At 37.8% G+C, this 25697-nt stretch carries 27 protein-coding genes and 1 riboswitch; of the genes, 14 read left to right on the top strand and 13 right to left on the bottom strand.

Annotated elements, in window-relative coordinates:
• Positions 1 to 12: 12 nt before the first annotated feature.
• From BBI00_RS10615 to BBI00_RS10585, 7 genes are all read right to left on the bottom strand, one after another.
• Complete coding sequence (locus BBI00_RS10615; RefSeq protein WP_065398742.1) at positions 13 to 1098, bottom strand: RNA polymerase sigma factor; 1086 nt, start codon at positions 1096 to 1098, stop codon at positions 13 to 15.
• Positions 1099 to 1106: 8 nt separating this feature from the next.
• Positions 1107 to 2081 (bottom strand): hypothetical protein, encoded by a 975-nt coding sequence (locus BBI00_RS10610; protein WP_065398741.1) that lies wholly within the window; start codon positions 2079 to 2081, stop codon positions 1107 to 1109.
• 135 nt (positions 2082 to 2216) lie between these two features.
• Positions 2217 to 3287, bottom strand: a complete 1071-nt coding sequence (locus tag BBI00_RS10605) for a hypothetical protein (RefSeq protein ID WP_065398740.1) — start codon at positions 3285 to 3287, stop codon at positions 2217 to 2219.
• 102 nt (positions 3288 to 3389) lie between these two features.
• On the bottom strand, positions 3390 to 3818 hold the full coding sequence (locus BBI00_RS10600) for a PaaI family thioesterase (RefSeq protein ID WP_065398739.1): 429 nt from the start codon (positions 3816 to 3818) through the stop codon (positions 3390 to 3392).
• 48 nt (positions 3819 to 3866) lie between these two features.
• Entirely contained in the window at positions 3867 to 4469 is a 603-nt protein-coding gene (locus BBI00_RS10595; protein ID WP_065398738.1) for a 1-acyl-sn-glycerol-3-phosphate acyltransferase, read from the bottom strand.
• A 314-nt stretch (positions 4470 to 4783) separates the two neighbouring features.
• Positions 4784 to 6505: a PspC domain-containing protein gene (locus BBI00_RS10590; protein ID WP_065398737.1), complete on the bottom strand. Its 1722-nt coding sequence runs from the start codon at positions 6503 to 6505 to the stop codon at positions 4784 to 4786.
• An 11-nt stretch (positions 6506 to 6516) separates the two neighbouring features.
• Positions 6517 to 6846, bottom strand: a complete 330-nt coding sequence (locus tag BBI00_RS10585) for a PadR family transcriptional regulator (protein WP_002977573.1) — start codon at positions 6844 to 6846, stop codon at positions 6517 to 6519.
• A 501-nt stretch (positions 6847 to 7347) separates the two neighbouring features.
• Between BBI00_RS10585 and BBI00_RS10580 the strand changes: the two genes are divergently transcribed.
• Both BBI00_RS10580 and BBI00_RS10575 read left to right on the top strand, forming a co-directional pair.
• Entirely contained in the window at positions 7348 to 8046 is a 699-nt protein-coding gene (locus tag BBI00_RS10580) for an XAC2610-related protein (RefSeq protein WP_065398736.1), read from the top strand.
• A gap of 1 nt (position 8047) precedes the next feature.
• Positions 8048 to 8638: an HD domain-containing protein gene (locus BBI00_RS10575; protein ID WP_065398735.1), complete on the top strand. Its 591-nt coding sequence runs from the start codon at positions 8048 to 8050 to the stop codon at positions 8636 to 8638.
• 56 nt (positions 8639 to 8694) lie between these two features.
• Here BBI00_RS10575 and BBI00_RS10570 read toward each other — a convergent pair whose 3' ends face one another.
• The 4 genes from BBI00_RS10570 to BBI00_RS10555 all read right to left on the bottom strand — a co-directional run bounded on the left by BBI00_RS10570 (position 8695) and on the right by BBI00_RS10555 (position 13220).
• Positions 8695 to 9078: an acyl-CoA thioesterase gene (locus tag BBI00_RS10570; RefSeq protein WP_065398734.1), complete on the bottom strand. Its 384-nt coding sequence runs from the start codon at positions 9076 to 9078 to the stop codon at positions 8695 to 8697.
• Positions 9079 to 9194: 116 nt separating this feature from the next.
• A riboswitch (cobalamin riboswitch) is annotated at positions 9195 to 9375 on the bottom strand.
• A gap of 33 nt (positions 9376 to 9408) precedes the next feature.
• Complete coding sequence (locus BBI00_RS10565; RefSeq protein WP_065398733.1) at positions 9409 to 10206, bottom strand: hypothetical protein; 798 nt, start codon at positions 10204 to 10206, stop codon at positions 9409 to 9411.
• A 94-nt stretch (positions 10207 to 10300) separates the two neighbouring features.
• Complete coding sequence (locus tag BBI00_RS10560) at positions 10301 to 10963, bottom strand: hypothetical protein (protein ID WP_065398732.1); 663 nt, start codon at positions 10961 to 10963, stop codon at positions 10301 to 10303.
• A 109-nt stretch (positions 10964 to 11072) separates the two neighbouring features.
• Positions 11073 to 13220 carry an endonuclease MutS2 gene (locus BBI00_RS10555; protein ID WP_065398731.1) on the bottom strand — a complete coding sequence of 716 codons (2148 nt, stop codon included), beginning with the start codon at positions 13218 to 13220 and terminating at the stop codon, positions 11073 to 11075.
• A 165-nt stretch (positions 13221 to 13385) separates the two neighbouring features.
• Here BBI00_RS10555 and BBI00_RS10550 point away from each other — a divergent pair, with 165 nt between their 5' ends.
• The 3 genes from BBI00_RS10550 (at position 13386) to BBI00_RS10540 (ending at position 15011) form a co-directional block, all read left to right on the top strand.
• Positions 13386 to 13697, top strand: a complete 312-nt coding sequence (locus tag BBI00_RS10550) for a hypothetical protein (RefSeq protein ID WP_065398730.1) — start codon at positions 13386 to 13388, stop codon at positions 13695 to 13697.
• A gap of 36 nt (positions 13698 to 13733) precedes the next feature.
• Positions 13734 to 14240 (top strand): GNAT family N-acetyltransferase, encoded by a 507-nt coding sequence (locus tag BBI00_RS10545; protein WP_065398729.1) that lies wholly within the window; start codon positions 13734 to 13736, stop codon positions 14238 to 14240.
• A 129-nt stretch (positions 14241 to 14369) separates the two neighbouring features.
• Positions 14370 to 15011, top strand: coding sequence for a uracil-DNA glycosylase (locus BBI00_RS10540; protein ID WP_065398728.1), 642 nt, complete (start codon positions 14370 to 14372; stop codon positions 15009 to 15011).
• On the opposite strand, the gene BBI00_RS10535 is transcribed toward BBI00_RS10540, so the two are convergent.
• Positions 14998 to 15507, bottom strand: a complete 510-nt coding sequence (locus tag BBI00_RS10535) for a hypothetical protein (RefSeq protein ID WP_065398727.1) — start codon at positions 15505 to 15507, stop codon at positions 14998 to 15000. The two genes, BBI00_RS10540 and BBI00_RS10535, sit on opposite strands and share 14 nt — an antisense overlap.
• 19 nt (positions 15508 to 15526) lie before the next feature.
• Positions 15527 to 16018 carry a DUF456 domain-containing protein gene (locus BBI00_RS10530; RefSeq protein WP_065398726.1) on the bottom strand — a complete coding sequence of 164 codons (492 nt, stop codon included), beginning with the start codon at positions 16016 to 16018 and terminating at the stop codon, positions 15527 to 15529.
• Positions 16019 to 16202: 184 nt separating this feature from the next.
• Here BBI00_RS10530 and BBI00_RS10525 point away from each other — a divergent pair, with 184 nt between their 5' ends.
• From BBI00_RS10525 to BBI00_RS10485, 9 genes are all read left to right on the top strand, one after another.
• A complete protein-coding gene (locus tag BBI00_RS10525; protein WP_065398725.1) occupies positions 16203 to 17471 on the top strand; it encodes a mechanosensitive ion channel family protein in 1269 nt (422 codons plus the stop codon).
• Between the two features lie 176 nt (positions 17472 to 17647).
• Entirely contained in the window at positions 17648 to 18367 is a 720-nt protein-coding gene (locus tag BBI00_RS10520) for a pyridoxine 5'-phosphate synthase (protein WP_065398724.1), read from the top strand.
• Entirely contained in the window at positions 18361 to 19152 is a 792-nt protein-coding gene (locus BBI00_RS10515; protein ID WP_065398723.1) for an alpha/beta fold hydrolase, read from the top strand. The genes BBI00_RS10520 and BBI00_RS10515 overlap by 7 nt, the downstream gene beginning before the upstream one ends.
• 114 nt (positions 19153 to 19266) lie before the next feature.
• Complete coding sequence (locus tag BBI00_RS10510) at positions 19267 to 19515, top strand: microviridin/marinostatin family tricyclic proteinase inhibitor (RefSeq protein ID WP_065398722.1); 249 nt, start codon at positions 19267 to 19269, stop codon at positions 19513 to 19515.
• Between the two features lie 48 nt (positions 19516 to 19563).
• Positions 19564 to 19788: a microviridin/marinostatin family tricyclic proteinase inhibitor gene (locus tag BBI00_RS10505; protein ID WP_065398721.1), complete on the top strand. Its 225-nt coding sequence runs from the start codon at positions 19564 to 19566 to the stop codon at positions 19786 to 19788.
• A 71-nt stretch (positions 19789 to 19859) separates the two neighbouring features.
• Positions 19860 to 20816 carry an MvdC/MvdD family ATP grasp protein gene (locus BBI00_RS10500; protein WP_065398720.1) on the top strand — a complete coding sequence of 319 codons (957 nt, stop codon included), beginning with the start codon at positions 19860 to 19862 and terminating at the stop codon, positions 20814 to 20816.
• Positions 20809 to 21813 carry an MvdD family ATP-grasp ribosomal peptide maturase gene (locus tag BBI00_RS10495; protein WP_065398719.1) on the top strand — a complete coding sequence of 335 codons (1005 nt, stop codon included), beginning with the start codon at positions 20809 to 20811 and terminating at the stop codon, positions 21811 to 21813. The genes BBI00_RS10500 and BBI00_RS10495 overlap by 8 nt, the downstream gene beginning before the upstream one ends.
• Before the next feature lie 1038 nt (positions 21814 to 22851).
• A complete protein-coding gene (locus BBI00_RS10490; protein WP_065398718.1) occupies positions 22852 to 23865 on the top strand; it encodes an NAD-dependent epimerase/dehydratase family protein in 1014 nt (337 codons plus the stop codon).
• Positions 23862 to 25631 (top strand): AMP-dependent synthetase/ligase, encoded by a 1770-nt coding sequence (locus tag BBI00_RS10485; RefSeq protein ID WP_065398717.1) that lies wholly within the window; start codon positions 23862 to 23864, stop codon positions 25629 to 25631. Before BBI00_RS10490 ends, BBI00_RS10485 begins: the two co-directional genes overlap by 4 nt.
• The last annotated feature ends 66 nt before the right edge of the window (positions 25632 to 25697 follow it).

Genomic DNA, 25697 nt, shown 5'->3' with positions numbered 1-25697 from the left:
GGTATTAATAATTTATCTTTCAATATAGACGGTGTCTCTTTGTATTATTTTTTTCACAACAATAATCTTTTGGGGAGCTTCTGCCGTATCTTGTATTCTTTTCTGATGCTCTTTGGATTTGATACTGCTTACTTTTTCTTCTGAAATAAGAAAGGCAGGCACAGTTTTTTCAGCTTGTTTTTCAGGGGGTATTTGTCCTCCGTTTTCTGTATTGCCCTGGCTGTCCGGTCCCTTTTGATTTTCTCGGTTCTGAACATTTTTTTCTGAACCTTTAAAGAAAGTCCTTTTAACAGAATTGAGAGGATTGGGGCGGAAAATAATAACAGAACTTACTGTGAGAATGAAAAAAGTCACTCCAATGATTGTTAACGATGCCGTTTTTCTGTAAAAGTTATGCTTTACTGGAAAAGATGGCCATTGTAGTGCAGCATGCTCGGGAAGTTCCAATGCTCTGGATGGAGAAATTGAAAAACCGGAAAATTTTGTTTTGAAGGTCTGCGCCCATAATAGATTGGCAAAACCAAGAAAAACAAGAAGTTGGGTGATTTTCTTTTTGTTTTTAGGCGTATCAGAGGTAATGAAGTGATTGAGCAGAAAATGCTGTATTCCCTTTTTAGCCCTCAAAAGATGAGATTTTGAAGTGTTAACGGTTATTCCCAGCTGACTGGCAATTTCAGCGTGAGAATAATGTTCCATAAAATATAAATTAAATACGGATTTATGGTGAAGAGGAAGACTGTCAATAGAGGACAGCAGTTCTTCCTGTGTGAAATCATAGGCGAGAACATGAGTTTTTTCTTCGGTATTGTCGTCCATAGCGAATGAAATTTCAGTGATTTCTGAAGGCTCTTCGGTGAGAAAAGTTTCTTTGCTGCTTTTTCTTAAGTATTGTAATGCATTATTGACCACTATTTTTTTGAGCCAGGCAAAGAGCATCTGTTCGTCTTTAAGCTGATGAATATTTTGTATTCCTGCCATGAAGCTGTCCTGAAGGACATCCTCTGCGGTATGTATATCCTGTATATATCTGCGGCAAATCCCCAGGAGTTTTGGGGAGTATGCACTGTAGATTTTTTGCCAGTCATGGGTCTTTGTCATCAATGGTATTAGTTTTTTACCACAAAAATTGAATTGAACCTGCCGTTACCGCTTGTCATTTGGGTTTCAACATCATTAATGAAAACTTTATAATTCAGAAGAGAGCCATCAGACCATCTTATCATATATATGTTTCCATCCAGAACTTTCATATCTGCAATGCCGTTGAATGGCGGACCTGTGACAGGTACTTCGACTGCATTTTTATAATAAGTGCTGAAACCTGACCGGTAAATATCAGTATGATCAATCAGAATTTTGTTTGTAATTAAATTCAATCCGGTCGGAATCGGGGTGAGCTGGGTTTCTATTCCGGTGATTAAATTTTTGTAAAAACGGTTAACTGACAGATAAATTGCAGTATTGTCAGAAGAAATTGAATTGGATTGATATCCCTGTGTAACAGGATAAAAAACTCCGCTTTTGAAATAGCCGGAACTCACCGTACCATTTATCTTTTGATGTCCGGAAATGTATACTGTAGACTGAAACACAGTCATAGAATACCCCGAATTGTTAAAGACCATTTCCCCAGGATCGGTAGCAACCACGGTTTTTATTCCGTTTTTCCAGTAACAGAACTGGTATTTTTGTGAAGGAGCTGCAGGATTAGGATCTTCAACATATCCCAGGAGATAAACATTATCATTTTCAACATAAAATTCCCGGATATTTAATAACAGGGCTGCAGGAACAGCAAGGTATTGTCTTATGTCTGTCTTGATTCCATCTTTCCAGAAGGCAGAACTTTCAAAAACATAGATATGATTGTTCTCTACAATGATTTTTGACGGATTTATACCGGCTCCTCCCGGTAAATTCGTTTTTTGTCCGTTTTTCCAATAGCAGGCCGTATTGTTTTCGCTCCCGGTAACATACACGTCATAAGAAACTGTTTTTTCTTCTAAAATCTCAATATCATCACTTTTACAGGAAATGAGCACCATAAAGATGAATAAAAAAGGAATAAATAATTTTTTCATAGTTCTTTTTTATTATAAGATGAAAAAAGAAAAAAAGGTTGCAGCAATGATAAGAAAAAATACTTATCTGAAAACAAAAACAAATTCCCAAAACGGGAATTTGCTCATAAGGCTAACAAGTATAAGGATGATATGTTAGTTTTTCTTTACAACAAAAATAGAGTTGAAGCATCCTTTCGTGATATCGGAAAGACTTAACGTTTCTACGTCATTAATATAAAATTTTACAGAATTCTGGTCAAGATTAAGCCTTGTCATGTAGATATTCTGATCCTTTACTTCAAAGTGCCCGATACTATTGAACCCGGCCGGATCATTTAGCTGTACCAGATTACTGTTTTTATAATAAAATTTCTTACCGATATAATATTTGTCAGAACCTTCAAAACGCATATCGGTTATATTACTTTGGAGAATATTGGCCGGAACCTGGATATCACTTCCTGACGTGATATTTTTAACAGAAGAGATATCGTTTGGATTGCTTGGATTGGTAGGGGTATCTGCATTTCCTGTCAGCATATAAAATTGTGAGGGATTGGAAGGATCATTGATAAAACTATGAGGGACAATTGTACCTGTACTCGCAAGAAGATGGTAGTTTCCGTTCCTATAATATCCGAGATCCCATGAAGGAACAGGAAAATAGCTGAAATTTTTGCGTACTGCAACGTATATGTCGTTATTATAGACTTTTATACCACCACCCGGCATGATAGAATTGCCTTGTCCGTATGTTTCTAAAACAGTTTTTACACCGTTTTTCCAATAGCAGTATTGATAAAGATCCTGTGAAGAAGCAGGAGAAGGGTTGGTTGCCGTTCCTAAAAAGTAAATATCTCCGTTATGAACTTCCATTTTCCCTAGTATGGAAAAATGACTGTCGTTTGTACTGTTTAAATACTGCGCAATATTGTGTTTTACTCCATTTTTCCAGAAGTACCATGCCGGGGTAGGATCTATCTTTTCAATATTTGTTCCGAAAAGGTAAACATCATTATGGTCTACAATGATCTGAGTTCCCATCAGGTTGTCTCCTCCCTGTACAAATGTCTGCTGTCCGTTTTTCCAGTAAGCTGCCTTGAAATTGTCTACGCCGCCCACATATACATCATAAGACGCTGTTTTCTCTACAGGATCTGAATCTTCATTACAGGAAACAAAGAAAATAAATACGGCTAAAAAAGCTAAAAATTGAATTTTCATGGTTATTGTTTTTTATAGGATGCGGGAAAATAAAAAGGTTGCAGTAAGGATATAAAAAAAACTCAAAAAAATTGAGTTTTCTATGTTGTATGTTTTTTCAGCTTATTTATGAATAATATTATTCGTCATTGTTGTATGGTTGATCAGTGTTCCCTTTTCGTCGCGGATCTCAATTTCCGAAACGTGCATGGTTTTTCCTTTTCTGATGAAGCGGGCAGTAGCGGTTACAATACCGTCCTTTTTACTTCTCAGGTGATTGGAATTGATATTGGTGCCCACCCCGTAATATTTTTCACCGTCGATAAAGATATTCGACAGGCTTGAACCTAAAGTTTCTGCCAGAACACAGCTTGCTCCTCCATGCATGATCCCGAACGGCTGATGGGTTCTCGGAAGTACCGGCATCGTAGCGGTAAGGGTTTCATTTTCAAAATCAATATCGATGAATTTTATTTCAAGGGTTTTTGCCAGGGTTTCGTCTCCCCAGTTATTGATGAACGCTAATATTTCTTCTTTTGTCTGACCTTTCATGTTGATTATAGATAATTAATGAGTACTAAGTAATTTTGCTTCCGGCTTCTAGCTTTTGGCTTCTGATTCACTGCCGGTTCCCATAATATCTGGATTCCAGTTGGCCGGAACCTTAGGAACGATATCATTTTTCACATAATAATCCTGAATTTCCTGCATGATCTCTGCAAAAGGCACCGAGGCAATTCTTTCGTAGGGAATAGTATATCCCAGATACACAATTTTTCTTTTGAAGTCACCTGCAGCCAGAACGATAGGGACTTTTGCTGCTAAAGCCATATGATAAAATCCTTTTCTCCATTTCGGTACCCAGCTTCTTGTTCCTTCAGGAGTGATGACAAGGCTGAAATCTTCTTTGGCAAACTGATTGGCAACAAAGTTAACCAGGTCGTTTTTCTGGCTCCTGTCGATACCGATTCCTCCCAGTCCTTTTACAACGCTCCCGTACCATGCTTTGGTATGGGCATCTTTAATGATGATTTTCAAAGGTTTATTCAGAGACCAGTAGGCAAAGTTTCCTAAAATGTATTCCATATTATGGGTATGGGGTGCCACCACCAGGATGCACCTGTTCAGGTTGTTGACGTCGCCCTGTAAAACGACTTTCCAGCCTAATAATTTTAACATCAGTTTGCCTATCAGCTTTTTCATAGATTTTTGAATTAAAAACAAAAAAGTATAACCAAACTTTGGTTATACTTTACAAATATATTGAAATATTATCGCTCTTAAAACAAACCGCTAATTAAATCTACGATTTTCATTACGAATTCCATTGCAAATTGTATCATGATAAGGCTGTGTTTTTAGTTTATTGGTTATTATATTTTTAGCTTTACGAAATTAAAACAATTTTTTCACATAGAGAACTAAATATTGTTTTTTTTCACTTTTCTGAGAGAAGAAGGGTGTGAATTTCAAACGGTTGCCTTCCATCCACACCTTCTGCCACTCTCTGAAGTTAATTATTTAGTTTGTATGGAAATTTCGTTTTTTCCGTCTTTGATTTTGATGTCTACATCCTTGTTGATTTTTTTGATATCGGATGTTACAGAATCAATTACTTTCTTAGCCTGGTTGTTAGGCACTTTTTTACCGTTGATGATGATGCTGTCTTTATCATTGGAATCATATACAATGCTGGAACCGTTTACAGTGATCTTATTCTTTTCGATTCTGATTTTGTCTTCATTTTCATCTCTGTCCTGATCATCGTCATTAATGCCGTCACCATCAAGGTCTCCGTCCATATTGATTCTGTTCTTGTTCATAGAAATTACCCTTGCTTTCAATGGTACTACCAGTTCATAGTTTACTCTGTAATCTCTGAATCTGTGCTCATACGGATACTTTACGAAGTTGGGAAGCATCACTTTATTGTCAACAACTTCTACAGGAACGGTAAGCTGAATTGGGAAGTTATATCCGTTGCCTTCTTTTTTGATGATCAGATAAGGCGTTTTGATATCCGGTTTTCTTGTCACTTCTACAGAAACATAGTCTTCTTCATAAACGTTTCTCTTATCTGAATAAATATCATCGTTATAGGCTTTGTAGTTCTGCGGGATGCTTACCTGTTTCATATCTACGTATACCGTATCAGAAGTTGTGTTGATCGCTATATTTTCAGTATCCTCCTTACTTCCTCTGTAGATCATGTTTTTCTTGGCCATGCTGATACCGAAGTATGTTCCAAGCCCGATCAGAAGAAGAAACAGACCTCCGACTACCCATCCGATGTTTCTCAGCTTTGTTTTTGGAGAGAAAATCTTGATGCTTAATAAGCTGAAGAGAATTGCAGGAATTAAGCTTCCGATCACCATCATGGCTGCCAGTACTTTATCCAGTCCCTGATCATCCATATAGAATCTGATCTCATTAGCTCCCGGGAAGTCCGTATCCATTCCGAAAAGCCCGAATAATACAAATACTCCTATAATACTTCCTACTGCCATCAATACGAAGATTCCGCCTACAATATATTTCAGTATATTCCATACTCCGCTTCCTGCGTTATTGATGTAAGGTTTGTTTTCGTTGTATATTTCTCCGACCCTCTGAGTAGATTCATTGGCAAACTGTACCAATTTATTAGACTCATTCTTAAGATTGTCGAAGTTCATAGGCTTTCCCTGCATTTTCAGGAAATCTGCTGCGGTTTCAGCTTTTGGAAGTACGATCCAAAGGATTACATATAGAAGTCCGATCAATGAAGAGGAAATGGCTGCCGTGAAAATTCCCAGAACGAAAACTCCAAGCCAGATGGCTCTCATGGCAGTAATGTCCATTCCAACGTATTGCGCTAAACCGGCACATACCCCTGCGATTTTTTGTTTTTCAGGATCACGGAACAGCTGTTTTTTGTCTGAATAGTTGGTTCCTGAATGGGTATTTTTAGTTGTGTTTTTTTCAGAAAAATAAGCTTCTTCCTGTTCTTCTATTTTCTCAGGCGTTCCGATCTGTGCGATTACTTTTTCTACATCCGTATCGTTGATCACTTCACGTTTTCCAAGAGAGTCTTTGAAGATCTCCACCATTCTTATTTCTATGTCATGCATTACCTCATCTGCCTCCGAAACATCCAGTGAGCTTCTAAGAGCGTTCAGGTAATCGCTGAGCTTTATATATGCGTGTTCTTCTATTGTAAAAGAAAAACCTGCGAGTCCTATTGAGAGTGTCTTGTTCATAGCTTTGTTTTTTAATTTTGTTGGGTGATTTGGTTGACTGAGGCTGTCAGTTCATTCCACGTATTGAGAAGTTCATCCAGGAAAAGTTTTCCTTTTTCTGTGATCTGATAATATTTTCTGGGTGGTCCTCCGGTAGATTCTTCCCATCTGTAGGAGAGAAACTCTCCGTTTTTAAGTCTTGTAAGAAGAGGGTAGAGGGTCCCTTCCACTACATCCAGTTTTCCTTTTTTCAGTTCATCAATCAGATCGGAAACATACATTTCACGGTTATTGATGAGACTTAGAATACAGAATTCCAGAATTCCTTTTCGCATTTGCGCTTTGGTATTTTCAGTATTCATCTTTGATAAGTTTTGTTAATTAAGGTTTATAGTTAGAAAAATGCCCCTAGCTAGTTGAGCGTATTCTAATTTTACATTACAAAGATATGTAAATAAAATGGTATTATGCAATACAAAGTAGTGAAATTTTTAAAATAAAATTATTAATCATTTGACAATCAGTATTATAAATTTTTAATTGAAAATTAATAAAAACAAAATCAAGTGCATTTTTTTGAAATTTGACTTGAATTGGGTTGAATAAGGAGGAAAATGTGTGGTGTTTTTAATGGTATTTGTGTCTGAACAGGTTTTAGCTAAAGCCAATGGAAGATTTTTATCGGTTGAGGATGGGCTGAAGCCTATTCCTATTGAATTTCAGAGACCCAAACGATAAGTAGACCAAGACCTCTTTGGAGGAAATGAATAGTAAAATATGAAACCGGAATTTTGAGATCGGTATTATGATTCGTATTTTTGTTATGAATTTTAAAAAACACTTCCAATCCATTTACTATTACTATGAATCTATTGAATAAGTTTAAGAATCTTTCGGCTTTCGTTGTTCTGGGGCCTTTGTGCTTTGCGCAATACCAGTTTGAAGTCAAAAATATCTCGAAAAATTATAGTGCTGTCATTCATTCTGAAAATTGTTATGATAGCAGATGTACAGGCAAAGGAACCGTAGAGTTGTTTAATAACAGCAATACCAGGGTACAGACCTTTGTATCTGATGACCTGGTAATAGACCTAAAGCCTGATCAAAAGCCAAAACCCGGAAAAATGATGGAGCTGGCCAAAGACCAGAGCGCTATTATCATCGATGATTTTAATTTTGACGGTACCGAAGATATAGCCTTAAGGAACGGAAATATGGGGAACTATCACAGTGCTTCTTATGATGTATATGTGTTCAACAGTACCAGAATGAGCTTTGTAAAAAGTAAAGAACTTACGGAACTTGCATCAAACGGATTTGATTTTTTTGGTGTTGACTCCCAACGCAAACGTCTGACTACTTTCGGAAAATCCGGTTGCTGTGATCTTTTTACTACAGAATACGCCGTAATCCCGAATAAAGGACTGGATAAAGTTTTTGAAAAAGAAGTGGATATGACCAATGAAGACCGTGTAAAAGTGATCACAAAAGAAAAAATAAAGAATAAATGGGTAACCAAAACCAGGATTTACTCATCAGAAGAATATAATAAACTAAAGTAAGATGAAGATACAGAAAGAGATTGATTTTATTCTGGCCGTAGATGCCCTGAAGAACGTGCAAAGAAGAAATTATAATGCAGATGACACCAGAAGAGAGAATACGGCTGAACACTCATGGCAGATCATTATCCTGGCACAGATCCTTTATCCTTATGCTAAAAACCGGGCAGATATCGATCTTTTAAGGGTGATCAGAATGCTTTCTATTCATGATCTGGTAGAAATTGAAGCAGGAGATACATTCCTTTTTGATGAAAAAGCCATGGTAGGAAAGTTTGAGCGTGAAAAAGCCTCAGCACAAAAGATCTTCGGAATCCTGGATGAGCCTCTACGCACAGAATTCTTTAATCTGTGGCTTGAATTTGAAGAAGAAAAAACACCGGATGCTATTTTTGCCTGTTCCATTGACAGGATCATGCCGTTTATCCTGAACTCCCATACCTCAGGAAAAAGCTGGACAGAAGCTGGCGTTACCGAAAAACAAATCAGAAATATGCTTGAAAATGCCATTACCAGAGCTTCCGATGAAATGGGAGAGGCTTTTGAGTTGTTGCTGAACAGAAGCCTGGAAACTGAAAAGGTTTTGAAGTAATACTTTTAAATCGTAGAAATAATAGATTCGGGCGGCCAAAGGCCGCCCGAATCTATTTATAAAATCTGAATTGGTTTTTTGAATTCATCGATGGCAACAAAAGTAAAGTCACCTACAATAGCCTTTTCTCTTTCATAGGAATACATCTGCTCTGTATAGATCTCTACACTTACTTTCATACTGGTCTTTCCAACGTATGAAACTCTTCCGATCAGTTCTACAATCGTTCCGGCAGGAATAGGTTTTTTAAAATCGATCTTGTCACTGCTTACGGTTACTACTCTCTTTCTTGCAAAACGGGTAGCTGCAATAAAGGCTACTTCATCCATCAGCTGCATGGCTGTACCTCCGAAAAGAGTATCATAATGGTTGGTAGTGTTTGGGAAAACCGCTTTAAAAATTCTGGTTTCGGCAGCTTCAATTCTTTCTTCTGTAGTCATATTTCATTATTAATTAAAGCGAAATGAAATCATATTAAAACAACAGAATAATGACAGGAACCTTAGAAATTCCTGAAACAATCCATCAGATCAATAAAACTTCAGATCGCGAAAGTTTCTTGTTTAAGAAAAAGGCAGGTCTCCTGACTTGTAACATCTTTTATCTCCTTCCCATGCCTCGCACAGTGGATCTTTTGATAAAGATTTCAGTTACTTACAGTTGCGCGACAGTCCGTGATTTTCACACGGTTCCCTTTTAATCTGCGGCTAGGCAGAACCAGTTTCTGTGATGAATAAGCGTTAAACTTTTCGGGGGCAAAAATAATGAATTTATTCCGGATTATGGTAAATAATCTGGCTGATCACTCTTCCTTTCTTGATGGTCCACAGGGTAGTATATCTGTTTTCCCCGGTACCATTGATCATATAAAGAAAAATATTATCATTGTCTAGGGCGGTTACTCCTACGTTTTCAAAATCCATAGTCGGCTGAAACATATTCTTGATCGCTTCTCTTACGAAAACCGAACCTCTTCCCGGCTGTTGTACCCGGATCGATTTGATCTCTGTCATTCCTTCAGGAAGATCGTTCCCTATTCCCCACGGCTTTACTTTATCGATGGTAAGAAGTTTGCCGTCTGCATCTTTTTCTTTCTTACGATAACCGGCATTGGAAGGGTAAACATCAATTACTACTTTGCTTCTCTGGGCTGTAGGGACTTTCGGGTCCGAGTTGTCTGTGAAGATCAGTGACCTTCCGTTCTTGGATTTTGATGGAGTATAGGCAGGAAGCTGATCGATATAAGCAATACGTTCTTTATTCACCATTCCTTCCCTGTCAAGGGTTTCATAGCGTACAAACGGCTTGTCTTCATCCTGTTTTTCAGGATATTTGATCCAGATCCATTCCGTTTCTCCGGGAGCAGGCTTTACATAAACAAATACATCTCCTTTACGCATACGGATTTTATCTACAATTTTTCTGTAGTTATCTTTATGTACCCGTACATTGGCATATCCTTCTTCGGCTTTTACAACTCCAAAAGGAACTTTATTCTGGCCTTTAACGAAGGCTAGGGACAAAAAACTGAATGCGGACAGATAAAATGCTTTGTTGATGAAAGTCATTGTGAAAATTTTTTGATCCCCAAATATATAAATTAAATGCGGAAGAGAATGATCTTGCCGTACTTCCTGCTATCTTTTTTATTTGCTTTCTGTATCAGGTTTCTGTATTTTGTTTTGGCGCCCCATAGATAGCTTCCGGATCATTTTTCAGGAAATAGGAAAATACTCCGAAGAAAAGAAGAATGGCCAGAAAAAGGACGGCCCCTAAATAAAATGCAGTTCCAAAACCATAACTGATCGTCACTCCGCCTCCTAATCCCATTCCGATTTTATTGTTTCCAAGTCCCTCCATTTTGGATTGAAAGGTCCAGTAAAATATTAGAAAAGAAAGAAGCCCTATCAGAGAAAATACAATATGATACAGGTATTTTTTTCTGACACTTTTTATCAGCTGAACAATAATTCCTGCAATGGCAGCCAGAAATGCAATGATGATAAGAGGGCTGGGAGGAATATTTTCATTGTCTTTTTTATCCCGGGATTCATTCAGCGGGGAATATTCACTGTCTGTATCTGATGACTGATCTGCGGAATCATTCCCGAATGCAGAACCAAAAGGGGAGTTCTTTTTCAGGTTTTCTTTCATCCGTTTACTCATGTCTTTTTTAGAAACTCCCGTTACCAGATCTGTTCCTTTGAGAGACATCAGAGTGGTATCACCACATTTTATCAGAAAAAAAGGAAAGAAAAAACACAGGATGATCACCGTATAACTTGGTATCGGCAAAAGATCTGAAAGTACTTTTAATGGTTTCATAAATTATAGTTTTCTTTAAAAATAAGAAAAATATCAGATAAATATAAAAAGAGAGCACGTATCAGTACTCTCTCTTTGTTTATTTGCGTTCATGTAATTTTAAAATCACTTAAATTCTCTCAAGTTCATCTGCATCAATCGTCGTCTTAAAGGTTCCGTAATTGACAATCACCTTGTTTCTGGAGATCTTTTCAATAGTTCCTACACTGGTGCTTCCGGTGATGCGTACACGCTGACCTATTTTCATCCATACGGCACGGTCGCTTTTACGTTTCTCTTCAAGCTTTTCATTGGTTTCGGCAATTTTTTCAATGACCTCTTCCTTTTTAAGCTGTTGGGTGATCTTTCTTTTTACGACCTGAAGGCGTTTGGATTCATCTTTGTCAGCCCCAAGCTTTCTGAATTTCTCCTGTTCCAGCAGTTTTACGAAGTCTTTCACAACATCTTTTCTAGACTTTCCTTTGGTATAGCTGTCGATGAAAGCTTCGATTTTGTTTCCGAACTGAAGCTTACGGTGTTCTTCTTCATACAGTTTCTGGAAATTAAACAGTTTCTGCTGAAGCTGGTCGTTCAGTTTCTGAAGGTTATCACGCTTATCTTCTACAGACTCTTTTCTTTCAGCAAGATCGGATTTCAGTTTTTCAACCTCGAACTTTTCCTGCTGCAGCTTTACAATCGTTTTATCCAGGTTCACAATATCATGTTCCACCTTTTTCTTGGCAGAATGAATGATAAACCTCGGGATTTTGTTCTTCTCAGCTACTTCAAAAGTAAATGAACTTCCTGCCTGTCCTACTTCCAGCTTATACATCGGCTCCAGCGTCTCTTCATTGAAAAGCATTGCTGCATTCTGAGCATTGGGAAGCTGTTCTATTACCAGTTTTATATTGGTGTAGTGCGTGGTGATAATGGCAAAACTCTTTTTATCATAGAAAAACTCCATGAAGCTTTCTGCCAAAGCCCCGCCCAATTCCGGATCGGAACCGGTTCCAAATTCATCAATCAGCAGAAGGGTGTCTGAATCTGCCTCACGAATGATCCCGGACATTTTCTTCAATCTTGATGAATAGGTTGACAAATGGTTTTCGATGGATTGATTATCACCGATATCGGTCATGATCTTCTCGAAAAAGAACATCTCGGACTTCGGATGAACAGGAACCAGGATACCACTCTGAATCATCAGCTGTAGTAATCCAACGGTCTTCAGGGTAATTGATTTTCCTCCCGCATTCGGTCCGGAAATACAGATAATCCTGTTATGCTCCGTTAAAGTAAGTGTTTGTGGGTGGATTGTTTTATTCTCCACTTTGTTTCTCAGCCATAACAGCGGATGGAAGGCATCCTTTAATCTTAATGTTTTATGGCGGTTGATCTTTGGAAGAACTCCATTGATCAGATCGGCAAACTTAGCTTTAGCCCTTACCAGATCAAGATCAAAAATATACACCTGATATCTCCAGAGCTGAGGCTGGAACTCTGCCAGTTCAGCAGTAAGTTTTCTCAGAACTTTATCGATTTCCTTTTTCTCTTCCTCTTCATTCTCCCGGAGCTTAAAGTAATGTTTTACCACACTGTCCGGTTGAATATAGGTGATAGAACCGGTTTTGGAAATTCCAAGCGTTCTTCCGGGAACTCTTTTCTTGAATCCTGATTTTACCGCCAACACCCTTTGGTCATCAATAATCGTTTCCCGTATATCATCCAGAAAGTCGCTCTGCCCATACGTGGTAAGGGCCCTGTTGAAATTTTCCTGAATTGCTTTTTTAGCATGCTGGATTTCAGTTCTGATGCCTTTTAAAGTTGGGGAAGCCTCACTTTTTACTTCACCAAAGCGGTTGAAAACCTTATCTACCTTCTCAATAATCTCTTTTCTGAATTCCAATACTGAAGCTTCTTCCATAAGAGTAGGAAAAGTTTCCGGCATGGTAGGAAAGAACTTCTGCAGTTTTCCGATCTGTTCCGTGATGGTTTTGATTTTGATGAAAGCACTGTTTTCAAGACGGTAATTTTCAATCAGCATCAGTTTCAGCTCACTTTCAATATCTTCATATTCATCAAACGGAATCGCATTTGAACTTTCAAAACTCGACAGATATTCTGAGGTTTTTTTCAGTGAAAGTTCCGCCTCGTCAATTTCCATCGGACGAAGTTGAAGAATTTTTTCTCTTGTTTTCGGAGAATACGCAAATGGGGAGATTTCCGCGAGCAATTGCGGAAACTCTAATTCGTCTAAATCTTCTTTATCTATATACACAGTGCAAATTTAGTGAGAATTTTGATGATTACGTATATTTGAGCGATTTACAAAATAGATTAATGAAGAATTATGTCTCTATTCTGTTATTTTTTACAGTCAAACTCTACACCCGGCACTATCATAGCAAAATAAGCCTTATATTGCAATAACTAAAAAAGATCCATGAGACTATTACTGTTTACCCTGCTTTTTCTTTCAGCAGGAGCCCAGGCTCAGATCAAAAAAGATGAGCATGGAAGAGTGAATAAAGTTCAAAAGAAAACAGGTTTTAAAAAGACGAAAAAAACTCAGACCAAAAATTATGGACTGAGAAACTTTCGGGATGATGAGGTAAAAAGAATCATTAATCTCAGCCAGCAAAATGACACTACTCCTAAAAAAGAGATTGTAAGGAAAAACAGCAGTGGTGGATATGAATACTTTGACTATGAAGAAACCCGGTCTTCAAGAACCAGATTGTACCTTTTTGTATAAGATGAAATTCATGATTCCGAATAATAAATCCTTTACATGAAACTTGAAACAGAACGGCTGATCCTGAAAGAAGTTGATGAAAGTTATACTGAAGATATACTGAAGATCAGGAGTAATCCTTATATCAATCAATATGTAAAAAGAAACTCGCCCCAAAATAATTACGAAGCACTGGAGTTTATTCTTCATATCAAAAATAAAATACGGAACGGTGATATGCTGTTTTGGGGAATTTCCTTTAAAGATCAAAGAAATCTTGTAGGAACAATTTGTATATGGAATTTCTCAGATGACAGAAAAACAGCTGAAGTGGGGTATGAACTCCTGCCGGACTATCATAAAAAAAGGATCATGAGCGAAGCTTTGAATAGGGTTTTACAATATGGTTTTGATGAGCTCAACTTACAAAAGATTCTGGCTTATACCCACCAATTCAATGAAGCATCACAGTCATTGCTGTTGAAACATCGTTTTATTTCAGAAGAAGGTATGAAAGATAATAACAACCCTGAAAATGTTATCTTCAGTTTAAACAGGATATGATAAAAAATCAGTAACCTTATATATTTCCGTTTCAGAGAGGATCTATTACGAAGCCTGGTCAGCTATGAAAAAATGAAGATATTTATGGGCAGTCTATGCTTTTATTTTAATATTAATTACTTTTGCAGTATGACCTGGACAGAAATTTTAGCCCCGATAAAAAGTACGGAATACTTTAAAACCCTTTGGGAAAAAGTAAAGAACGAGTATGCAACAACAAAAGTTTTTCCGCCGAAGAACCAGATTTTCAGAGCACTGGAGCTGACGGCTTTTGATGATGTAGAAGTAGTAATTATCGGGCAGGACCCTTATCATAATGATTACCAGGCCAACGGGCTGTGCTTTTCTGTTTCCGAGCAGGTGGCTGCACCGCCTTCCCTTAAAAATATTTTTATTGAACTCAAAGATGATCTGGGAGTGGTACGTACTTCCAAAGAGCTGGATGATTGGGGGAGACAAGGCGTTTTGCTGTTGAATGCTACGCTTACGGTTCGTGCACATTCACCCAATTCACACAAAGATCTGGGATGGGAAAAATTTACAGACTTTATCATTAAGGAAATTTCCGATAAAAAAGAAAATGTGGTTTTTGTATTGTGGGGCGCTTTTGCACAGAAAAAAGCCGAACTTATTGATCCGGCTAAACATTTTATTCTGAAATCGGCACACCCTTCGCCGTTCTCCGTTTACAGAGGTTTTTTTGGAAGCAGGCCTTTTTCAAAAATTAATGAATACCTGGTTTCCAAAGGGAAGAAGCCTATTTCCTGGTAGTATCTGAAGGATTTCCGCCTTTTTTGATGGTAATTCCTATCCTGTACTTTCCGTTCAATGCTTTTGCTCCTTCCTGTGATTTAGGATAAGGGGCCACATCCTGTAAAGTAATCGTATATCCGTTAAAAACAGCAGATTGTTTGTAATTTCTTGATGGGAAATCTGTACTGGCAAGATTCAGGATGCGGGGTCTGGTAGAAGTTCCCATCACTTCAACCTGTGCAAGAGCTGCACCGGCCCATATACAGTTGACTCCCTCGGGGCAGCGGCTGTCCTCAGATATTCCTTTGAAGGTTACATTCATCTGATATTCTTCCAGAAACTTATTTTCTCCTTCATTGAAATAAATAATACCTTGCTGCTGATCTCCGGATGAGGTGGTTTTGGCAGAAGGTTGTTTTTCAGAAGTTTTCACAGCTGTTTTATCTTTTTTCTGGGCATTGCATCCTGCTAATGCAAATATCCCTAAGCTAAGGATGATGGCTTTATGGAACATGATTTCTATATTTAATTATTTAAATAACATTAAGCATATCAAGAAGTACTACCAAAAACATTGCCACTCCTACAACAAAACTGAATCCTGTTCCATAGATGAACCCGATCAGAGCTCCTTTAGTAGACTGAAGAGCCTTATTCATATCCTTGCTGTCATGAAGCAGCTCACCAATAAAAACACCGGCAAACATCCCGATCAGAAAGCCTAATGGAATAGGAATGAATATCCCTACAATAGTTCCAACTACTGAGCCGATACTTCCCCAGCGGGTTCCTCCATACTTTCTGTTGGTCTTTGCCGGAATCACATAGCTTAAAACGGCTGATATGGCAGTAAGGATCCCGAAAGCCCATACATAGATCATCGGAAGGTCTGCATCTGTCCCGAACTTATAGATCAGAAGTCCGCAGATACTCAGCAGAAGTCCCGGTAAGACGGGAAGGAATGTCCCCAGTATCCCGACAAACAGTAAAATAAGACAAAGTATATTAATAATCGTTGTATCCATTTCTTTAAATATGAGCGAAGATATGAAACCTCTCTGATTTGGCCATCATTCATATTCATGAAAATCATGAAAGGTCATGGGAAGCAGTAAGAGTTGAAACAAAATAGGGTATCGGGTTTAAAATTTGGGATGAAAATTGATGATGAATAAAAATCATGATTCTTAATTTCATAAATTTGCTGTAATGAATGACCAGTTACAAGAAACCAAAAACTTTATACAGGAGCTGAGTGAGCAGCTTTATATTTATATCACCCGGATTTCACCATCCGGACTGGACTGGATTTTTCATATCATTGTAAAACTGAGCTTACTGCTTGTTTTGCTGCTGATCACAGATTTTATTTTTAAGTTTATCATCAATTTTGTGTTCAGGCTCTTTCATAATGAAGAGAAATTTCCCATCCTGAAGTCCATTTACCAGTCTAAAATTACCAACTCTGTAGCTCATTTTGCAGCCCTGATTGTGGTAGGATCAATACAGGGATCCATTTTTCCTGAAAATGCCTTGCCGAAAACGACTGTTTTTATCATAAGATGTATCAATCTCGGTCTGGTACTGATTCTTGCCGGAATGCTTTACAGATCGCTGACTGCCTTCAGGAATTATTTCAGCATAAAGCAGGATTTCTATAAAATCATGGCGCTCAATGCCATTTCGGAAACGGTAAAAATCTTAGGACTTTTCATATTTACCGTAGTTGGGATCTGTGTGATCTTCGGAATTAAAGGAACCACTATTGTGGGGAGTTTGGGGGCAATTACAGCGGTGCTGGTACTTGTTTTCAGGGATACCATCCTTGGATTTGTAACCGGTCTGCACGTGGCCACTTCCAAAAATTTAAAAGTAGGAGATTGGGTAAGCATACCCAAATACAGTATTGAAGGAAATATCACGGAAATTAACCTGCTGACTACCAAAATTACCAATTTTGACAAAACGGTTTCTACGATTCCTACGTATGATCTGATGACCACAGAGATCAAAAATATGCAGGTGATGTCTGAATCCAATACCAGAAGAATAAAGAAATCGATCTATTTTAATATCAATTCCTTTAAGTTTCTCACCGATGAGGATATTGAACGTTTAAAGGAAATCAATCTCATTTCAGATTATCTTGAAGAGAGAACTACAGAAATCAGAAAAGAAAAAGAAAGTCTGGAACATAAAGATAAAATTGTGAACGGAAGACAGCTTACCAATATCGGGGTTTTCAGGTATTATGCACAAATGTATATTGAAAATGATCCTGATATAGACAAGAACGGTACCCGGATGGTCCGCCAGCTGGATATTACGCCGCAAGGCTTACCTCTTGAGGTGTATTGTTTTACCAATGATTCCCAATGGGTGCGTTTTGAGCAGATTCAGGCTGATATTTTTGACCATTTGCTGGTAGCTTCTAAAGAATTTGAGCTTCAGGTGATGCAGGTCAGCGTAAAAGTGTAGAAAAGCTGGAAGGCAGAATGGGTAAGCTGAAAGTGTCAGCACCTTTTAAACCAATTTTAAATAAAATTTTTAAATGATCATAAATGTGGAAGAACAATAGAAGTACAAAGTCTGGATTTACTTCCAGCCCATGCTTCCAGCTTCTTACATCTTATATCTAACATCTAAAATAAAAAATGACAAAACTAAGCGTAAACATTAATAAAATTGCGACGTTACGAAATGCAAGAGGAGGTGAAACACCAAGCGTTACAGAAGCAGCTGTAAAAATTCAGGAATTCGGAGGGCAGGGGATCACCATCCATCCCAGACCTGATGAAAGGCATATTACAAGAAAAGATGTCTATGACCTGAAGCCTTTGGTTACGACTGAGTTTAATATTGAAGGAAATCCTCACCAGAGCTTTATTGATATGGTGCTGGAAGTGAAACCTGAGCAGGTAACCCTGGTTCCGGATGCAGATGACGCCATTACTTCCAATGCAGGATGGGATACAAGAAAGCATCAGGATTATCTTACAGACATCATTTCAGAATTTAAAAAGACAGGAATTCGTACCTCGATCTTTTTAGATCCTTTGCCGGAATTGGTAGAATATGCTGCGAAAACAGGAGCAGACAGAATCGAGCTCTACACGGAAGCGTATGCAAAAAACTATCTTATCAATAAAGAAGAGGCGATAAAACCTTATTATGATACAGCTGTAGCTGCTACTCAGTTCGGATTAGGTATCAATGCAGGGCATGATTTAAGCTTGGATAATTTAAAATATTTTGCGGATACTATTCCGAATTTACTTGAAGTATCTATTGGTCATGCTTTAATCTCTGAAGCCCTTTATATGGGATTGGAAAACACGGTTCAGGCTTATTTGAAAAGACTGGCAAAATGGTAGAAAATATGGAAATTTTAAATTCAAAAATATTTGGCGAAGGCTTAACAGCTACACCGCTTCTGGTATTCCACGGGTTGTTTGGAATGCTTGATAACTGGGGAAGTTTCGGGAAAGACCTGGGAGAATATCTCCCTGTACATCTGATTGACCTGAGAAACCATGGAAGAAGCTTCCATTCTGAAGGGATGTCTCATGATGATCTGGCGGATGACATTGCCCGTTATATGGATCATTATGGCATTCAGAAGGCCCATGTTTTGGGACATTCTTTAGGCGGGAAGGCTGTAATGCAGTTCGCCATCAGATATCCGGAGAAGGTTGAGAAGCTGATCGTAGTAGATATTTCGCCAAAAGCATATCCTCCTCATCATCAGGGGATCATAAAAGCACTGGAAAGTGTAGATTTTAATACGGTAAGTTCAAGGAACGAAGTGGAAGAGGTCCTGAATCAGTATATCCCGGAAAAATCAACCATACAGTTTTTAACCAAAAACTTATATTGGGATGAAAATAAAAAGCTGAATTGGAGATTTAACCTTAAAACATTATCTGAAAAATATACAGAATTTGTATCCAATGCCATTAAATTCGGTGTTTTTGAAGGAGATACATTATTCATTGCAGGGGCAAAATCGAATTATATTCTGCCACAGGATGAATTTGGCATCAGACAACAGTTCCCGAAAGCTAAAGTAGTAACCGTGAAAAATGCAGGCCACTGGGTGCAGGCTGAGAATCCGGTTGATTTTGCTAATGTAGTGAAGGAGTTTTTGGGATTAAATTAATTTTATTCTCTGATTTTCAGCAATATGTTAAAATTTTATTAAAGTTTGGTATTATTTCTCTATGAGTTGAATTTTTTGTACTTTGGTTAATCAAAAAAATAAAATTATTAACTTATGGAAAACAAAAATTCAAAGAAAAAGCCATTTTTCGCTACATTCTTAGAAAAACAGATCAAAGATCCTGAAAATGTAAAAGGAGGTTCAATTACTTCAGTAAAAATTGATGACGTTACTTCGCTTGTTAAAGACCAGGTTATTGTAACTGCAGCACTTGAAGACTCCGTAAGTACACCTCTTAACGATAATGTGACACTGAAATATCCTTCAGATGGTGATGACCATGTGCTGGAGGTAGAATTGTAGTCATAGAAATCTGACTTAATCATTTATCAAATCAAAAACTTTAACATTATGGAAAACAAAAATTCAAAAAAGAAACCATTTTTTGCCTCTTTCCTTGAAAAGCAAATTAAGGACCCTGAAACTGTAAAAGGAGGTACTGATGTATCAATTCCTGAAAGAGACGTGATTACTAAGCCGGCAATAGATGTCGTAACTTCTCCTAAAGATGATATGATGCATACGCTCAAATATCCTTCTGACGGTGATGATGATGTTATTATTCTTCCACTATAGAAGTAACACACTATAAATCATAATAGGGGAAACTTAATGTTTAAGTTTCCCTTTTTAATAAAAACCGGCAAATGATTCTCTGTATCACCCATTCACAGGACTTTTATAATATCGAAATCTTTTTCGAATACCTTTCTTCCAAAAATATTCCTTATTTCAGACTGAATTCTGACCGCCTGAATCATTTTCAGAAAATCAGTATCAATGAAAATTCGTTTGAACTTACCGACGAGTCCGGAAATACAGTTCATTCTGATGATATCAAAGGAGTGTGGCACAGGAAAGCTTGGAGGATAAGCGTTCCGGAAGAGCTGGACGAGGATTATGTAAAGATATTTCTGAATGAATATGGAAATCTCCGATACAATCTGATCACTACTCTGGAAGATATTCCCTGGATCAATCCTTATGAAAATGAAAAAAAGGTTGACGGCAATAAGATGCATCAGCTGAAAGTGGCCCAAAAAAACAATTTAACGGTTCCCAAAACCATTTATTCCAATGATGATGAGAAAATAACAGCATTTTTTCATCAGTACTGTGATGGGAAGGCGATTGCCAAGCTTCATGGCGTGACGGCAAAAACAATGAGTGGTGAGAATATGATCTCTACGACTGTTATTGAAGAAGAAACTTTGGAGCATCTTTCGGATATTGCATACTGCCCAATGATTTTTCAGCCTTATATTGATAAAGAATATGAATTGCGAATTGTCTATGTAGACGGTGAATTTTTCACAGGAATGATCAATAACAGTGAAAACGCAGATTGGAGAATAGCCCGGGAAGGCTATTTCTGGTCGGCTTATGAGCTCCCTGATCCTGTCAGAAAGAATCTGACTTCCATGATGAAAGAAATGGGACTCTACATCGGGGCTATCGATATGATCAAAGGAAAAGACGGACAATATTACTTCCTTGAAGTCAATCCACAGGGTGAGTGGGGAATGCTGCAAAAAGAGCTTGGTTTTCCCATAGCAGAAAGAATTGCCGATAATCTTATCAAAAGAATTAATTTCCATGAATAAAATTTTAATTATCACTCATACTGCAGATAATTTTTCAATTGAAAAAGTAACAGAATACATTGAACAGAATAACTGTGAGGTTATCCGTTTTGATGTGGATCTATACCCTTTAAAAAATAAACTGTCAACTGTTTTCCAGGATGGAGAATGGATCAGTATTCTTGAAACACCGGAGACACAACATCGCTTAGACGACATTTCTGCCATCTGGTACAGAAGGGCTTACAACATCGGAAACGGCCTGAAAGAAGAAATAGAATCTAAATTTTACGGAGCTGCAATGGGCGAAATCCGGAATACCCTTTTCGGTTTCTTCGAAGCAGTGGATGCTTATTCATTAGGTAAACCTGCAGTGTACAGAAGGCTCGACAGTAAGGAAGAACAATTGAAAATTGCCAGCAAAATAGGATTGACCATTCCGGAAACCTGCCTGACCAATAATCCTGAAGAAGCAAAGAAGTTTATCCTGAAACACCAGAATGTGGTAGCTAAAATGCAGACAGGCTTTGCGATCTATGAAGATGGAGTGGAAAATGTGGTCTTTACCAATGTGGTGAGCGAAGATAAGCTGGAACAGCTGGATTCTCTTCTTTACTGTCCGATGCAGTTCCAGAAAATGATCCAGAAGAAAAAAGAGCTTCGTATTACGATTGTAGGAAGAGATGTCTATGCATTTGAAATTGACTCCCAGAAGTATGAAGATGCTAAAATAGACTGGAGAAAAGATGGAATCAATCTGATCGATAAATGGGACAGAATAGAGCTTCCTGCAGATGTGGAAGCAAAATTACTGGAACTTTTAGATGTTTATCACGTGGATTATGGAGCCATTGATATGATTGTATCTCCTGAAGATGAGTATTATTTCATCGAGATCAATGCGGCCGGTGAATTCTTCTGGCTGGATAATCTTACAGAAGGAAACCTTATTTCGAAAAGTATTGCAGATGTTCTCTGTGACAAAGCACCAAGAAGAAACAATATGGTGCTGGTTTAAAAATATTTTGAATAGCGATGGAAGTCCTGAAAGGTTAAAAAACTTTCAGGACTTCTGGTTTTCGGGTTATTCCGGCAAATCTTCGATTTGCCGGAATAACCCGAAAAAAAAATCTCAGATCCTCAATTGAGAATTTTATCACCAACCTGAAAATCTCAGATTTTCAAAACTTCAGTGTACTTCTTCTACGCAGAGATTGTCACTTAAAAAACTAAAGTGTTCAAAAAAACTTTTGTGCCTTTTGTGGTTAAAAATATTGATATATCTTTTAGCACCTCAATTGGTACGGCTAGATTTCTTACGAAATACCAAAGTACGTATGAGTTACAAATTCAGTACGCAATCAAGAAAATCTATGATTTTCGAAAACTTCCGTGTACTTCTTCTACGCAAAGTTTGTCACTTAGAAAAAACTAAAGTGTTCAAAAAAACTTTTGTGCCTTTTGTGGTTAAAAATATTCATATTCTTTTAGCACCTCAATTGGTACGGCTAGATTTCTTACAAAATGACAAAGTACGTATAAGTTACAAATTGAGTACCCAATAAAGAAAATCTCAGATTTTCAAAACTTCTGTGTACTTCTTCTGCGTAAAGCTTGTCACTTAGAAAAAACTAAAGTGTTCAAAAAAACTTTTGCACCTTTTGTGGTTAAAAAATATTCATATATCTTTTAGCACCTCAATTGGTACGGCTAGATTTCTTACGAAATGACAAAGTACGCATGAGTTACAAATTGAGTACTCAATAAAGAAAATCTCGGATTTTCGAAAACTTCCGTGTACTTCTTCTGCGTAAAGCTTGTCACTTAAAAAAACTAAAGTGTTCAAAAACTTTTGCACCTTTTGTGGTTTAAACCATTTCACAGGATAATATTTATCATATTCAAAATGATAATATTGGTTAAATAAAGTTGAATTTTGCTTTAAAAATCGCAAATTTGCAAAAGCAGTTTTTCAAAGGAACTTTGGCAGGAACCTGAAGAATTGCCGGATAGAAAATATTGTCATATTTTAGTCAGCAATCAAGTAAAATAATTAATGGTTTTTGTAACGGGTGCAACCGGAATTCTGGGAAGAATAATCGTTCTGGAACTTCTGAAGAGAGGTAAAAGTGTACGTGCTTCCAGGAGACCGGGCAGCAATTTAAACGAAGTAAAGCATTCATACAGCTTTTATACAGATCATCCCGAAGATTTTTTTAATAAGATCGAATGGGTCAACGTAGATTTTGATGACCTGGACTCTTTAAAAGACGCCCTGAAGGGAGTGGATGAGGTGTATCATTGCGCTGCAAAAGTGAGTTTTCATCCCAAAGATGAGAAGGAAATGTACCTTACAAATATTAAAGGTACAGAAAACCTGCTGTATGCCTGCGAGGGATCAGATGTTAAAAAATTCCTGCATGTAAGTTCAGTAGCCGTTTTGGATAATTTCAATGAAAAAGGAGAGCTGGATGAAGAGTCTGATTTTAACCCAAAACTGGAACATTCAGCCTATGCTATTTCTAAACATTTGTCTGAAATGGAAGCCTGGAGAGCTTCTGCCGAAGGACTTAATGTGGTGATCATCAATCCGGGAATGATCGTGGGCAGCGGAAACTGGACGCAAAGCAGCGGTGAGCTTTTTTCTACCTTTGAAGACAATAGCTTTACTTTCTCCGGAGGGTCCGCATATGTAGATGTGAGAGACGTTGCAAAAACAGCCATTGAACTGATGGAAAACAATATTTTCGGAGAGCGGTTCATCATTGTTGCTGAAAATAACAGATATGCTGATCTGGCCAGACAGATCAGAGGAAGACTAGGGCTCAAAGATGCCAGAATCCTTTCAAAATCCGTATTAAATATAGGGAGAATTGCCAATATCCTTTTCGGATGGCTGATCCCAAAACTGAGAATGGTTACCGGATCCAATATTGAGGCCATCTCTTCATTCAACACCATTTCCAATCACAAAGTCAAAGAAAAGCTGAAGTATCAGTTTATTCCTGTAAAAGAAAGTATCGACTTTCACCTGAACAATTATATTAACGACAAAAAGTTGAAGAAATGAATCTTGCGGAGGCAATTATCCTTAAAAATGTAGAAAAGCATCCTATAAAAGCTGCTATTGGTTTTAAAAAGAAAGAGGCAGCCTGGAAAGAGCTGAGCTGGAAAAAATTCAGTGAGATTATTTTTAAAACAGCAAATGCACTCAAAGAAGCGGGAATTCAGGAGAACGACAGAGTAGCGATTTATTCAGACAATTCCTCAGAATGGATGATCTTTGATCTGGCTTCCATGTCTATTGGAGCGGTCACAGTACCTATTTATTCTACCAATAATGCGGAACAGGCAGAGTATATCATTGATGATTCCGGAGCTAAAGCCGTTTTAGTGGGAAATCAGATGCAGTATGATGCCTGCCTTGAACTTTTACATAAAGAAACCAATCACCTTGAAACCATTATTGTTTCTAAAAAAGCAGTATGGATCAAAAAAGAATTCAACAGTTTTTACCTGGAAGACTTCATTGCGAAAGCTTTTCCAAAACTGGAAATCTGTAAAAAAGAATATGAAGATACAGCCACGCTGATCTATACTTCCGGAACCACAGGTACTCCGAAAGGGGTGATGCTTACCCATGGAAATTTCGTCAAGGCATTTGATTCCCACTTTGAGTTTTTTAAATTTAAAAACTTTCAGGAGGAACTTTCTCTTGCATTCCTTCCTTTAAGCCATGTGTTTGAGAGAAGCTGGAGTTTACTTTGCCTCTATGGCGGTGCCAGAGTGTATTTCCTTGAAGATCCTAAAAATGTGGCCAAAGCTCTGGAAGAAGTAAAACCAACGATGATGTGCGCTGTGCCGAGATTTTTCCAGAAAGTATATGCCGGAGTATTGGAAAAAGCGGAAGAAGGTTCATCTCTGAAGAAAAAAATCTTTGACTGGGCCTTAAAAACAGGATGGGAAACTGCCGAATTAAGAAGAAATGAAAAATCCATTCCTTTTGGATTGAAATTCAGAGAATCTATAGCAGACATGCTGGTCTTCAGTAAGATCAAAACAAAAATGGGGGGAAGACTTTGGTTCCTGCCTTGCGGAGGAGCCTCTTTATCACCCGAAGTAACCAGATTCTTTGAGTCAGTAGGAATTCACGTAACGGTAGGTTATGGGCTGACGGAGACAACAGCAACGCTTACGCTGTTTCCATTAACCCATTTTGAGCATGCTACCAGCGGAAAACCATTGCCGGGAGTAGAGCTCCGTATCGGGGAGAGTGATGAGATCCAGGCTAAAGGAAACGGGATTATGAAAGGGTATTATAATAAACCTGAAGAGACCCGGAAAGTATTTACAGAAGACGGATGGTTCAAAACAGGAGATGCCGGGAAATTTGATGATAAAGGCAACCTGATCATTACAGACAGGATCAAAGACCTGATGAAGACCTCCAACGGAAAATACATTGCTCCGCAGCAGATAGAAAACCTTCTGACCAATAATAATTTTATCCAGCAGATCATGCTGGTTGCAGAAGGAAGACAGTTTGTTTCTGCCCTTATCGTTCCCAATTTTGAATTTTTACAGGATTATATCAAAAAAAATAATATTCCTTTTACAAACTGGGAAGAAGCGGTGAAAAATGAAAAAGTGATCAGCCTTTACAAAGAGAAAATCAAAGAACTGCAAAATCATCTCGCAGATTATGAAAAAGTGAAGAAATTTACATTGATGCCGGCGGAATTTGATATCAACACAGGGGAAATAACCCCAACACTGAAAGTAAAAAGAAATGTCGTTCTTAAAAAATATGCAGATATAATAGAGAAGATGTATTAAGAGTACAACTTAAAATAATCCTTATTTTAAAACCTTTTTTCACGATGATCACAACTGAAAACCGTG

The sequence above is a fragment of the Chryseobacterium arthrosphaerae genome, assembly GCF_001684965.1.
In the GTDB taxonomy this organism is placed as follows: domain Bacteria; phylum Bacteroidota; class Bacteroidia; order Flavobacteriales; family Weeksellaceae; genus Chryseobacterium; species Chryseobacterium arthrosphaerae.
Note: the sequence above shows the minus strand (reverse complement) of the source record. Positions and strands in the feature narration are given on the sequence as shown.